Annotated in this window: 10 protein-coding genes; 7 read left to right on the top strand and 3 right to left on the bottom strand. The window is 69.5% G+C overall.

What is annotated here, in order from left to right:
* Window positions 1–162: 162 nt before the first annotated feature.
* Together RTL41_RS13170 and RTL41_RS13165 are read right to left on the bottom strand one after the other, a co-directional pair.
* The gene (locus RTL41_RS13170) at window positions 163–2010 is read right to left on the bottom strand and encodes an ABC transporter ATP-binding protein (protein WP_312165110.1); all 1848 of its coding nucleotides are present in this window, start codon (window positions 2008–2010) and stop codon (window positions 163–165) included.
* Window positions 2007–3869, bottom strand: coding sequence for an ABC transporter ATP-binding protein (locus RTL41_RS13165; RefSeq protein ID WP_312165109.1), 1863 nt, complete (start codon window positions 3867–3869; stop codon window positions 2007–2009). Before RTL41_RS13165 ends, RTL41_RS13170 begins: the two co-directional genes overlap by 4 nt.
* A gap of 383 nt (window positions 3870–4252) precedes the next feature.
* On the opposite strand from RTL41_RS13165, the gene RTL41_RS13160 reads away from it, so the two are divergent.
* From RTL41_RS13160 to RTL41_RS13145, 4 genes are all read left to right on the top strand, one after another.
* Window positions 4253–4432 carry a hypothetical protein gene (locus tag RTL41_RS13160; protein ID WP_312165107.1) on the top strand — a complete coding sequence of 60 codons (180 nt, stop codon included), beginning with the start codon at window positions 4253–4255 and terminating at the stop codon, window positions 4430–4432.
* A gap of 76 nt (window positions 4433–4508) precedes the next feature.
* Window positions 4509–5051 (top strand): hypothetical protein, encoded by a 543-nt coding sequence (locus tag RTL41_RS13155; protein ID WP_312165106.1) that lies wholly within the window; start codon window positions 4509–4511, stop codon window positions 5049–5051.
* A 203-nt stretch (window positions 5052–5254) separates the two neighbouring features.
* Window positions 5255–6838: an AMP-binding protein gene (locus RTL41_RS13150; RefSeq protein WP_312165104.1), complete on the top strand. Its 1584-nt coding sequence runs from the start codon at window positions 5255–5257 to the stop codon at window positions 6836–6838.
* A gap of 71 nt (window positions 6839–6909) precedes the next feature.
* Window positions 6910–7701, top strand: a complete 792-nt coding sequence (locus tag RTL41_RS13145) for a nucleotidyltransferase domain-containing protein (RefSeq protein ID WP_312165102.1) — start codon at window positions 6910–6912, stop codon at window positions 7699–7701.
* 189 nt (window positions 7702–7890) lie between these two features.
* Here the strand turns inward: RTL41_RS13145 and RTL41_RS13140 are convergent, their stop codons facing one another.
* The gene (locus RTL41_RS13140; protein ID WP_312165100.1) at window positions 7891–8802 is read right to left on the bottom strand and encodes a LysR family transcriptional regulator; all 912 of its coding nucleotides are present in this window, start codon (window positions 8800–8802) and stop codon (window positions 7891–7893) included.
* A gap of 78 nt (window positions 8803–8880) precedes the next feature.
* Here RTL41_RS13140 and RTL41_RS13135 point away from each other — a divergent pair, with 78 nt between their 5' ends.
* The 3 genes from RTL41_RS13135 to RTL41_RS13125 all read left to right on the top strand — a co-directional run bounded on the left by RTL41_RS13135 (window position 8881) and on the right by RTL41_RS13125 (window position 11855).
* Window positions 8881–9621: a TorF family putative porin gene (locus RTL41_RS13135; RefSeq protein ID WP_312165098.1), complete on the top strand. Its 741-nt coding sequence runs from the start codon at window positions 8881–8883 to the stop codon at window positions 9619–9621.
* 186 nt (window positions 9622–9807) lie between these two features.
* The gene (locus RTL41_RS13130; RefSeq protein ID WP_312165096.1) at window positions 9808–11388 is read left to right on the top strand and encodes a methyl-accepting chemotaxis protein; all 1581 of its coding nucleotides are present in this window, start codon (window positions 9808–9810) and stop codon (window positions 11386–11388) included.
* Entirely contained in the window at window positions 11388–11855 is a 468-nt protein-coding gene (locus RTL41_RS13125; RefSeq protein WP_312165094.1) for a chemotaxis protein CheW, read from the top strand. The genes RTL41_RS13130 and RTL41_RS13125 overlap by 1 nt, the downstream gene beginning before the upstream one ends.
* Window positions 11856–11862: the final 7 nt, after the last annotated feature.

Below are 11862 nucleotides of genomic sequence, written 5' to 3'. Positions count from 1 at the left end.
CTGCCTCCGGCTCCCCAACATTGCATCACTTCAAACAGACAATCCCGGTTTCGGCCATCGGCCGAAGACCGGGACCCATTCGCGCCGCGTGACGGGAGTCCGCTATCTGGCGTCCATGGATCCCGGACAGGCGCTGCACGCCTTCCGCGACGACACCCAGTCCTAGGTCCGCGTCGCGAACTCCGCATCCCCCGTCGTCGCCACCACCTGGTCGTCGAACGAGGCGTGGGCCGAGGTGTAGAGGTGCGAATAGAGCCCGCCGCTCGCCATCAGCTCGTCGTGGTTCCCCTGCTCCAGGATCCGCCCCTGCTGCAGCACCACGATGCGGTCGGCGTCGCGGATGGTCGCCAGCCGGTGGGCGATGACGATGCAGGTCCGCCCGGCGAACAGCACCTTCAGCGCCTTCTGGATCGCCTGCTCGGTGAAGCTGTCGATATTGGCCGTCGCCTCGTCCAGGATCAGGATCTGCGGGTTGGCCACCAGCGCCCGGGCGAACGAGATCAGTTGCCGCTGGCCCATCGAGATGTTGCGCCCGCGCTGGCCCAGCTTGGTCGCATAGCCCTCCGGCAGCCGCATGATGAACTCGTGCGCCGCCACCGCCTGGGCCGCGGCCACCACGTCCTCGAAGCTCGCGCCTTCGGTGTTGTAGCGGATGTTCTCCTCGATGGTCCCGGTGAACAGGAACGGCTCCTGCAGCACCATGCCGATGGTCTTGCCCAGCGAGTCCAGGGTCACGTCGCGCACGTCCTGGCCGCCGACCAGCACCTGGCCCTGGTCGACCTCGTAGAACCGGTGCGCCAGGGCGATGATCGAGGTCTTGCCCGACCCGGTCGGCCCGACCAGGGCCACCACCTCGCGCGGGTTCACCTTCAGGCTGATGTCGTGCAGCACCGGCCGCGCCGGGTCGTAGCCGAAGGTGACGTTCCTGAACTCCACCGTCGCCGGCGCGTCGCTCAGCGGCTGGGCGTCGGGCGCGTCCTGGATCGCCACCTTCACGTCCAGCACCTCGAAGATCCGGTGCCCGGCCGCCATCGCCCGCTGCATGATCGTGTACTGCATCGACAGCATGCGCACCGGGTCGAAGAACCGCTGCACATAGAAGATGAAGGCGACCATCACCCCCACCTCCAGCCGCCCGCCCAGCACCGCATTGCCGCCGACCACGATGACGATGGCCATGGCCAGGCCGGTCAGCACGTCGACGGTCGGCACCATGATCTGGGTCATCCAGGCCGCGTGCGCCTGGGCTTCGAAATTGTCGTAGGCCTTGTCCTTGTAGAGCTCGAAGTTCACCGCCTCGCGCCGCGTCTCCTGCACGGTGCGCACGCCGTTGATGTTCTCGGCCAGGGCCGAGTTGGCGGTGGACGAGGCGTCGCGCGCCTGGCGGAAGCTGGTCTTCGAATAGGGCAGCCAGATCGCCCGCACCAGGATCAGCAGCGGCAGCACCGCCAGGGTCAGCAGGCCCAGCTTCCAGTCCATGCTGATCAGCACGGCGGTGATCCCGACCAGCATGGCCACGTCGCCCACCGCCCCGGTCGAGCTTTCCAGGAACTCCTGCAGCGCGTTCACGTCGCCCTGCAGGCGCGACATGATCCGGCCGACGTGGGTCTTGTCCATGAACGACAGCGAGACGTCCTGGAAGTGGTCGAACATCTTGCGGCGGATGTCGAAGATCACCCGCTGGGCCAGCCGCGCCGACAGCCACTGCTCGATGAAGAACGCCGTCGAATAGATCGCCACCAGGCCCGCGAAGGCGATCAGGGTCTGGTTCAGCAGCGCCCCGTCGCGCGCCACCGCCGCGTTCACCGCCCGCCCGATCAGGGCCGGGATCGCCACCACCGAGGCGGCCGAGACCAGCACCGCGGCCACCGCCGTCAGGAAGGCGCGGCGATAGGGCTTCATCATGCCGAGGAAGCGCCTGGCCACCCCGGTGTCGAAGGTTCCGAAGATGTCCTCGCCCTCGGACGATCCGAGCGAGGCGCGGGGTTTCCTGGGCTCTGGCTGGCTCATGCGGCGTCCTCGTCCAGCACCGCCTCGGCGTCCGACCGGGACTGGAGTTCGTAGAGATCGGCATAGATCCCGCCGGCCTTGACCAGCTCGGCGTGGGTTCCGCGCTCGGCGATCCGCCCCTCGTCCAGCACGATGATCTGGTCGGCGTGCATCAGCGAGGACAGCCGGTGGGCGATGATGATGGTGGCCTTGGTCGCCGTGGCCGCAGCCAGGGCGTCGCGCACCCGCCGCTCGGTCACCGCGTCGATGGCGGCGGTCGAGTCGTCGAAGATCATCACCCCCGGCCCGGGCACCACGCCGCGCGCGATCGACAGCCGCTGGCGCTGGCCGCCCGACAGCGCCACGCCGCGCTCGCCGACCCGGGTCTCGTAGGTCTCGGGCAGGCCGGCGATGTGGTCGTGGATCTGGGCCGTCCGCGCCGCCCCCTCGATCCGCTCGTCCTCGGCCCACGGGTCGGCATAGGCGACGTTGTGGCCGATCGAGGCGTCGAACAGGAACGACTCCTGCTGCACCAGCCCGACATATTCGCGCAGGGAGGCCAGGGTGACCTCGCGGATGTCCTGGCCGTCGATGCTGATCGCCCCGCCGGCGACGTCGTAGAACCGCGGGACCAGGTTGGCGATGGTCGACTTGCCGCTGCCGGGCGGCCCGACGATCCCCAGCGTCCGCCCGGCCCGCACCTCGAAGCTGACGCCGTGCAGGATCTGCTTGCCGCCGGGCTCATAGGCGAAGTCGACGTTCTCGAAGCGCAGCGTCCCCTCGCGCGGGGCCAGCGGCCGGGCGCCCGGCGCGTCGGCGATGTCCGGCTCCAGGTCCAGCACCTCGAACAGCCGCGCGCCCGACGACGTCGCCCGCGCCGCGGCGTTGAAGATCATCGCGATCTGCCGGATCGGCGTCTGCAGCAGGGTCATGTAGGTCAGGAACTCGGTGAGCTTGCCGACGCTCATCGCCCCGTCGACCACCTTGTGGCCGCCGTACCAGAGCAGCACCCCCATCGAGCCGTAGAACGACACCGTCATCACCGACACCGCCCGGAACCGCAGCGTGATGCGCTTGTAGGAGAAGTCGAGCGCGTCCTTCGAGGCGGCGTCGAACTTGGCCATCTCGAAGCGCTTGCCGGCGAAGGCGCGGACCACGCGGATGCCCTGGAGGTTCTCCTCCATGGTCAGGGTCAGCACCGCCATCAGCTCCTGCACCCGCAGCCAGGTGACCCGCAGCAGGAAGCCCATCCGCCCCAGCGCCCAGCCGGCGATCGGCACGAAGGCCAGGCCGATCAGGCCCATGACCAGGTCGGTGGTCAGCATCATGTAGGCGGCGAAGCCCAGCAGCAGGACCAGCGAGACCAACTGCATCACCCCGTTCTGGATGAAGACCCGCGCCCCCTCCAGGTCCAGCATGCCGCGGGTGACCAGGTCGCCGGAATGGATGCGGTCGTGGAAGCCGAACGACAGCCGCTGCAACTGCTGGAAGTACTGCAGGCGCAGGTCGTAGCCGACCCGCTGGCTGACATATTCCGACTGGTAGCCGGTCATCATGGTCAGCACGCCGCGAATCACCGTCGCGGCGATCACCAGCAGCGCCGTGGTCACCAGCGCGCCCTGCGCCTCGGCCGCGTGCGCCGCGCCGGCCTTCAGCAGCGTCCCGGCCTGGTCGACCCCCGCCCCGAACAGCCGCGGCAGGGTCAGGCTGGCGATCGCCGCGCCCAGCGAACACCCGACCGCCAGCGCCATGCGCCCCGGGTAGCGCAGCGACAGCGCGGTGATCCTTTGCAGCACGCGCGGCATCTTGCTGACGTCCACACGCGCGGCGGCGGAGTCAGAGCTGCGCGCGCCCCGCTGGGAGGGGCGTGACTGGCTCATCGCAGTTCCATCTTGGTGTATGCGGACCATTCTGACCTGCGAGCATACCGCGCGCCAGACTTGTTTTGACGCTTTGGACGAATTCTTCAGGTTGTGTCGTCCGCGCCCGCGAGCAGGACGATCGCACTTGGCCCGCGTCTCTTTCCTCCTCTATGGATTTCCCCCTGGCTCGTCATGGCCGGGCCGCCAGGTCCCGGCCACCCATAGGCGCCGAGGTCCGCCGGCGATCCCAGGCGCGTATGGATCCCCGGCACGCCTACGCGGCCGGGGATGACGATCGCAGGACGTGGGTTCAAGACGACTTCCATCTGCGATCGCCCTGCCACGATGGGGGAGGAAAAAAGCGCCTCCATGCGATAGCCATCCCAGCCTGGAGGACACGCATGATCGCCCCGCCGCCAATCGTCGAACGCGCGCGCGCCGCCCTGGCGCGCGTGCGCCAGTGGCTGAAGGACTGGCCCCTGACCCTGGAGCGCATCGCCGACGGGGGAGGCTGGAGAGCCAACCCTCGTCCTCGCCTCGACGCCGCTGTGGCTGACGCCCGCGGTCTTCGGCCGGCTTGACCGGCTCCGCCGGCGGCGCGCGATTTTCGGCAACCTGACGGCGGCCTCGGCCCTGTGGATCTGGGCATGCCAGCCCATGCTGGCGCCGATCACTCCGGTGCTGGAGGAGGCCGTAGACCAGGCAGGAAGGACCACGGCCTATTGGGATCCGGCCTGGGCGTCCTGGTGCGCCCAAACGCTGTTCCTCATCGCCGGGCTGATCCTCTTCCTGGGCGTGGCCGGTCTGGAGTGGCTCACGGTTCAGGTCGCCGGCGGCCTCTCCAGGCTGGTCGGCGACAGACGGGTCCGCCCCCAGCCGTTCGCCTACTTCGCGCTGACGACGGCCGGGGCGATCGCCGGCCTGGCGGCGGCCTTCTCGCTGATCATGTTCGCCGCCGCCCCCGTGAACGCGCCGGTCTGGGCCTGGCTCTCGCGTCCTGAAGGCGCCGTGTTCGCGGTCGGCGGCGGCCTGGTGATCATGACGCTCATCTTCCGGCGCGACCGGGTGGTCCTGGACCGAATCCTCCAGATCTACGGCGGCGGACGGCGCGCCTACGCCTACCAGGCGGCGGCGTTTTTCCTGGTGGTCGGCGCGCTGTCGGCCGCGATCGCCCTCCTCCAGGCCGCCGGCCGCGCATAGCGGCTGCGGCGATCCGGTCCATGTTTGGATGTCGCGCGAAGTTGTCGAGCGCCCCGCGCCCTGTCATGGTGGGTTTCCGAAACGGAAGCGGCCCATTCCGCATCGCATATTTCGCTTTGCGGCCGCCGGGGAAACACCGTCTCGGATCATAGAAAAGAGCGCCCATCGGACCGCACTCCGGCCGTCGGCGACGGGAGGATTTGATGGAAGATTTGAAAGAGCGCACCAGCCTGGAAGACGTCCTGAACGAGGCCGCCGCCACCGGCATGACCACCGCGGTGTGGGCGCGGCTGCAGCCGGACAAGCCGGCGGTGATCAATCCGGACGGCAGCTCGCGGACCTTTGCCGAGGTCAACGCCGCCGCCAACAAGCTCACGCGCCTCTTCCGCCAGCACGGCCTGGGGGCCGGCGACGCCCTGGCCATCGTCTGCTCCAATCGCGCCGAGTTCATCGAGGTCCAGGCCGCGACCCTGCGCTCGGGCCTGCGCATCACCCCGGTCAACTGGCACCTCACCACCGACGAGATCGCCTACATCATCAACGACTGCGAGGCGAAGGTCCTGGTCGGCGAGGCGCGCGTCGCCGCCGTCGGGCCGGCCGCCGAGCAATGCCCCAACCTCGTGCTGAAACTGGCGGTCGGCGGCGAGATCCCCGGCTTCACCGACTATGAGGCCGCCCTCGCCCCGCTGGACGGCTCCGACATCACCGACCCGGTGCTCGGCAACCAGATGATGTACACCTCGGGCACCACCGGGCGCCCCAAGGGCGTCTTCCGCGAGACCCCGGTCGTCACGCCCCAGGGCATGTACGCCCTGCGCGGCTACGACGACGACGCCATCCAGCTCTGCGCCGGCCCGGCCTATCACGCCGCGCCGCTGGCCTTCGACGTCCGCGCCGCCATGGGCGCCGGCGCGCCGCTCTACTTCATCGACAAGTGGGACTCCGAACTGGTCCTGCGCACCATCTCGGAAAAGAAGATCACGCACCTGCACCTGGTGCCGATCATGTTCCAGCGCCTGCTGGCCCTGCCCGACGAGGTGAAGGCCAGGTACGACGTCAGCCATGTGAAATACATCGTCCACGGCGCGGCCCCCTGCCCGCCCGAGGTCAAGCACGCGATGATCGAGTGGTTCGGCCCGGTGCTGTCGGAATACTACGCCGGCTCCGAGGGCGGCGCCGGCTTCACCATCTCCTCCGAGGAGTGGCTGAAGAAGCCCGGCAGCGTCGGCAAGCGCCCGGCCCTGCTCCAGGTCCGCATCCTCGACGAGGAAGGCAACGACTGCCCGCCCGGCGTCCCCGGCGGCATCTACCACCAGCTCCCGCCCGGCGGCGGCTTCACCTACTACAAGGACCCGAGCAAGACGGCCGCCAACCGCGTCGGCGACTTCTTCACCATGGGCGACGTCGGCTATTTCGACGAGGACGACTACCTGTTCCTCACCGGCCGCAACGCCGAGACCATCATCTCCGGCGGGGTGAACATCTACCCGCAGGAAGTCGACAACGAGCTGATCAAGCACGAGGCCGTCGCCGACAGCGCCACGGTCGGCGTGCCGCATGACGAGTGGGGCGAACAGGTCAAGGCCGTCATCCTGCTCAAGCCCGGCTACCAGCCCTCCGAGGAGCTGGCCCAGGAGATCCTCGACTTCGGCCGCAAGACGCTGCCGGCCTTCAAGGTCCCCCGCAGCCTCGACTTCGTGCACGACCTGCCGCGCTCCGAAGCCGGCAAGATCCAGCGCAACAAGGTCCGCGCCCCCTACTGGGAAGGCCGCACGCGCCAGATCTGAGACTTGGGCTCACGGACGGGCGGCGGTAAAATCGTTTGCCGCCGCCCGCCTGCCCCTGCAGCCTGCCGCCGATGACCGACGACCAGCAGGCCCTGCTCGACCACCTCGCCGCCGCGCTCGCCGCCGACCCGCGCATTCGCTCGGCCTGGCTTTCGGGCAGCTTCGGCAAGGGCGCTGGCGACGCCTGGAGCGACGTCGACCTGACCATCGTCGTCGACGACCCTGATCTCGCCGCTTGCCTGCGCGACTGCGCCGACGGCGTCATCGCCGTCCCCGCCACCGTCTTCTCGCACATCGTCCATGGCCGCATCTTCTCCGGGATCACGCCCGGCTGGAGCCGCTTCGACCTGGCCTTCCTGACCGCGGCCGAGTTCGCCCGCCAGGACGGCGCGGGCCTGGCGCCGCTGCTGGGCGACGCCGCCGCCCGCCCTCCGCCGCGTCCGCCGGGAGCCGACGCCGATCTCCCGGCCCGGATCGAGCGCCTGGTCTGCGAGTTCCTGCGCGTGCTCGGCCTCTCGCCCGTCTGCATCGGCCGCGGGGAATGGCTGGTCGGCCAGCAGGGCGTGGAGTTGCTGCGCGGAATGCTCGTCGAGCTGATGCTGGAGGAGAACGGCGTGCCGCGCTCGGCCCGCGGCGCCAAGCGGCTCAACGGCTTCTTGAGCGAGGGCCAGCGGTCCACGCTCGAGGCCCTGCCCGCGCCCGCCGCCGAGCGCCAATCGCTGATCGACGCCCAGAGCCGGATCGCCCGCCGCTTCCTGGCCCACGCCCGGCCCCTGGCCGAGCGCCTAGGCGCGCCCTGGCCCGCCGCCTTCGAAGCCGCCACCCGCGATCATCTGCGGCGCGAGCTCGGCGTGGAGATCTAACCGGCTGCGCTAGAGGGCAGGGCGATCTGCATTCGGCCCTTTCCCCAGGGTTCGTCATGGCCGGGCCGCCAGGTCCCGGCCATCCATAGACGCCGAGCTTTGTCGAGAATCTCCGGCGCGTATGGATCCCCGGCACGCCTATGCGGCCGGGGATGACGATCGGAGGAGGCGGGTTCAAGACACCGCCCCCTACCCCGCCGCCGCGCGCACCTGGCCCAGGAACCAGTCGACCCCGGCGTCCTCCGTCCCGGCCCGGCGCACCGCCTCGACCGACAGCCGCATCGGCTCGAACGGCGGGTCCAGCACCTGCAGGCCCAGCATCGCGGCGTGCCGCTCGGCCAGCCGCCGCGGGCAGGTGGCGATGGCGTCGCTGGCCGCGACCATCACCAGCACTGTCATCCAGTGCGGCGCGCCGGCGCGGGCGGCGATCGTCATCCCCAGCGGATTGGGCAGGTTCTCGTCGCCGGCCGTCTCGCTGCCCGCCATCGCGTAGACGTGGCCGGCGGTCGCATAGGTCCGCGCGTCGATGGCCCCCTCGATCCGCGGATGCCCGCGCCGCGCCGCCACGCAGTAGCGGTCTTCGTAGAGCGCCTCGGTCCGATGGTCGCCGAAGCCGCCCGCGAACCGCCCCACCGCCAGGTCGATCTCCCCGCGGCGCAACGCCTCCAGCGCCCGGTCCTGGGTCATGTGCTCGACGGTGAAGATCACGCCCGGCGCCCGCGCCGCCAGGGCGTTGAGAAGCCGCCCGCCGATCAGGTCGGTGACGAACTCCGGGGCCGACATCCGGAACACCCGCCGGCTCGCGGCCGGATCGAACGCCTCGCGCCGGCCCAGGGTCGCGCCGGCCAGGGCCAGCAGCGCCTCGACCTGCGGCTCCAGCTCCAGCGCCCGCCGTGTCGGGACCAGGCCGTGCGGCTTGCGCACGAACAGCGGGTCGCCGAACAGGTCGCGCAGCCGCGTCAGGGCGTGGCTGACCGCCGAGGGGCTCAGGCCCAGGGCCAGCGCCGCCTCCTGCGCCTTGCGCCGCCGCACCAGCTCGCGGAACACCAGCAGCAGCCCGCCGTCCAGCCTGCGAACTTGATTGATATCGAAATCACTCATGCAGCGATTTCAGTAACATCGATATCCTAAAGCCGGTAGCCCTGGCCGCGTCGAACTCAAGCGAGCGGCGAGGCCGAGATGAAACTGAAATCGCCTGCTCCCCCGTGCGGGCTCCTGCTCGCCCTGGCGGCCGGGCTTCTCCCGACCGGCGTCCAGGCCCAATCGAGCCGGGGCGGGCTTTTCTCATCGGTCTGGCTGACCAGCGACTATCGCTACCAGGGGGTCAGCAGCTCGGACGGGAACCCGGCCCTGCAGGCCTATGTCCACTGGTGGCGGCCGGACGGCTTCTATGCCGGGCTGTTTGCGACCCAGGTCGACTTCGACGATCCGGGCGACACCTCCTACGAACTCGACCTCTACGGCGGCAAGACCTTCGACCTGAAGGACGGCAAGACCCGCCTGACCCTGGAGGCGATGTTCACCGCCTTCCCGAACGAGCATGTCTGGGGGCCGACCTACAACTTCGTCCAGTTCAAGGCCGCCGCCCGCCGCGCCGAGGGCCCCTGGGCGCTGACCGCCGCCACCAGCTTCGTGCCCGAGGCCTCCTACGGCTCCGGCGAGGCCTGGCGGCTGGAGGGCGAGGCGGCCTACGCCCTGCGCCCCGCCCTGACCCTCAAGGCCGGCGTCGGACGCCGCTGGATCGAGCACGGCCACGACCGCACCTACTGGAACCTCGGCGCCGTCGCGACCTGGAAGAAGCTGTCCTTCGAGCTGCGCTACGAGGACACCGACCTTGGCCCGGCCCAGTGCGGCTTCACCGACTGGTGCGACCCCGGCCTGATCGGCACGCTGCGCGTCGACCTGCCGCCGCTCATGTAGCCGCCGCACCCACCCCCTCAAATACTGTATAACTCGGTTATTCTATATTGATATTCCGGGTTTTACGTAATTTCTGCAAAACAAACCCACGCCAAACACTTCGTCTACATTGCAGCGTTATTCCGGCGTTAACCGAACAGCCCCCGTCATTCGCTCAGCGGAACATCTGCCCAAGGGGGGTATGGAATGACGTCTTCCAACGCACTGGCCGAACGTCTCGAGTTCATCAAGCTTACGCCGGCCGCCCTGCAAGACATCAAGGGCGTCAAGAACATCATCATGCAGGAGCTGCCGGGCGCCCTCGACCGCTTCTACGAGCAGGTCCGCGCCACGCCGCAGACCAAGAAGTTCTTCTCCAGCGAGAGCCACATCTCCGGAGCCAAGAACAAGCAGGTCGACCACTGGGACGTCATCTCCAGCGGCCGGCTGGACGAGCGCTATGTCAGGGCCGTCACCACCGTCGGCGAGGTCCACGCCAGGATCGGCCTGGAGCCGCGCTGGTACATCGGCGGCTACGCCCTGGTCCTGGAATCGCTGATCGAGAAGCTGCTGGCGGCCCGCTGGCCCAAGGGCGGCTTCGGGATCAGGTCCACCAACTCCAAGCAGACCGCGGCCGAGGTCGGGGCCCTGGTCAAGGCGACCCTGCTCGACATGGACTTCGCCATCTCGGTCTATCTGGAAGCCCTGGAGGCCGCGCGCCGCGAGGCCGACGCCCAGCGCCGCCAGGTCGAGGAAGAGCAGAACAAGGTCGTGGAGATCCTGGCCGACAGCCTGCGCAAGCTGGCCGACGGCGACCTGACCACCCACATCAACGCCGCCTTCACCGGCGCGCACGAGCAGATCAAGAACGACTTCAACGCCGCGGTGGAATCCCTGCGCACCGCCATCGGCGCGATCTCCGAGGCGACCGGGACCCTGCGCAGCGGCTCCGACGAGATCGCCGCGGCCTCCAACGACCTGTCGCACCGCACCGAGCAGCAGGCCGCCAGCCTGGAGGAGACCGCCGCGGCGCTCGACCAGATCACCGCCACCGTCAAGCGCAGCGCCGAAGGCGCCAAGCAGGCTTCGGCCGCCGCCTCCAGCGCCAAGGACGGCGCGATCTCCTCCGGCGAGGTGGTGCGCGACGCGGTCTCGGCCATGGGCGAGATCGAGCAGAGCTCGGGCCAGATCACCCAGATCATCGGGGTGATCGACGAGATCGCCTTCCAGACCAACCTGCTGGCCCTGAACGCCGGGGTCGAGGCCGCTCGCGCCGGCGACGCCGGCAAGGGCTTCGCGGTGGTCGCCTCCGAGGTCCGCGCCCTCGCCCAGCGCTCCGCCGACGCGGCCAAGGAGATCAAGGCGCTGATCTCCTCCTCCACCGAACAGGTCTCGCGCGGCGTGAAGCTGGTCGGCGCGACGGGCGAGGCCCTGACCGGCATCGTCGCCAAGGTCACCGAGATCGACGGCCTGATCTCCGAGATCGCCATGTCGTCGAACGAGCAGGCGGTCAGCCTCAACGAGGTCAACAGCGCCGTGAACCAGATGGACGAGGTCACCCAGCAGAACGCCGCCATGGTCGAGGAGGTCACCGCCGCCGCCGCCAGCCTCAAGAGCGAAGGCAGCGAGCTGGCGCACCTGGTCACCCGGTTCCGGACCGGCACGGCGCCGCCGGCCAAGGCGCGGCCCGAACCGGCCCAGGAGGGCCGCCACGTCCCCGCCCGCAGCCCGGCCCGCCAGGCCCAGGCCCAGCTCGCCGCCGCAGCCCAGAAATGGGAGGAGTTCTGATGACCTCCACGCACCCGGCGCACGTGGACGGCAAGTTCGAGCTGATCTCCTTCGAGATCGCCGACCAGGAGTTCTGCATCGACATCCGGGCCGTGCGCGAGATCCGCGGCTGGACCGCGGCCACGCCGATGCCGCACACCCCCTCCTACATGCTGGGCGTGATCAACCTGCGCGGCTCGATCATGCCGGTGCTGGACCTGCGCAACCGCCTGGACCTTGGCCGGACCGAAGCCTCCTCGCGCCACGTCATCGTCGTGGTCCAGCACGGCGAGCGCCTGGCCGGCCTGCTGGTCGACGCGGTGCAGGAGACCTTCGTCATCGACGAATCCCTGCTCCAGCCGCCGCCGGAGATGGACTCCACCTCCAGCGCCCGCTTCATCGACGCCATCATTCCCATGGAGGGGCGCATGCTCAGCCGGCTGGTGGTCGAATCGCTTCTGCCCCTCGCCGGGCGGATGGCCGCCTGATCTCCGC

Source organism: Phenylobacterium sp. (assembly GCF_031984885.1).
Classification (GTDB): Bacteria; Pseudomonadota; Alphaproteobacteria; order Caulobacterales; family Caulobacteraceae; genus Phenylobacterium.
Note: the sequence above shows the minus strand (reverse complement) of the source record. Positions and strands in the feature narration are given on the sequence as shown.

Coding starts and splice junctions, on each gene's coding strand:
- RTL41_RS13170 (WP_312165110.1), bottom strand. CDS start 2,010: ATGAGCCAGCCAGAGCCCAGGAAACCCCGCGCCTCGCTCGGATCGTCC.
- RTL41_RS13165 (WP_312165109.1), bottom strand. CDS start 3,869: ATGAGCCAGTCACGCCCCTCCCAGCGGGGCGCGCGCAGCTCTGACTCC.
- RTL41_RS13160 (WP_312165107.1), top strand. CDS start 4,253: ATGATCGCCCCGCCGCCAATCGTCGAACGCGCGCGCGCCGCCCTGGCG.
- RTL41_RS13155 (WP_312165106.1), top strand. CDS start 4,509: ATGCTGGCGCCGATCACTCCGGTGCTGGAGGAGGCCGTAGACCAGGCA.
- RTL41_RS13150 (WP_312165104.1), top strand. CDS start 5,255: ATGGAAGATTTGAAAGAGCGCACCAGCCTGGAAGACGTCCTGAACGAG.
- RTL41_RS13145 (WP_312165102.1), top strand. CDS start 6,910: ATGACCGACGACCAGCAGGCCCTGCTCGACCACCTCGCCGCCGCGCTC.
- RTL41_RS13140 (WP_312165100.1), bottom strand. CDS start 8,802: ATGAGTGATTTCGATATCAATCAAGTTCGCAGGCTGGACGGCGGGCTG.
- RTL41_RS13135 (WP_312165098.1), top strand. CDS start 8,881: ATGAAACTGAAATCGCCTGCTCCCCCGTGCGGGCTCCTGCTCGCCCTG.
- RTL41_RS13130 (WP_312165096.1), top strand. CDS start 9,808: ATGACGTCTTCCAACGCACTGGCCGAACGTCTCGAGTTCATCAAGCTT.
- RTL41_RS13125 (WP_312165094.1), top strand. CDS start 11,388: ATGACCTCCACGCACCCGGCGCACGTGGACGGCAAGTTCGAGCTGATC.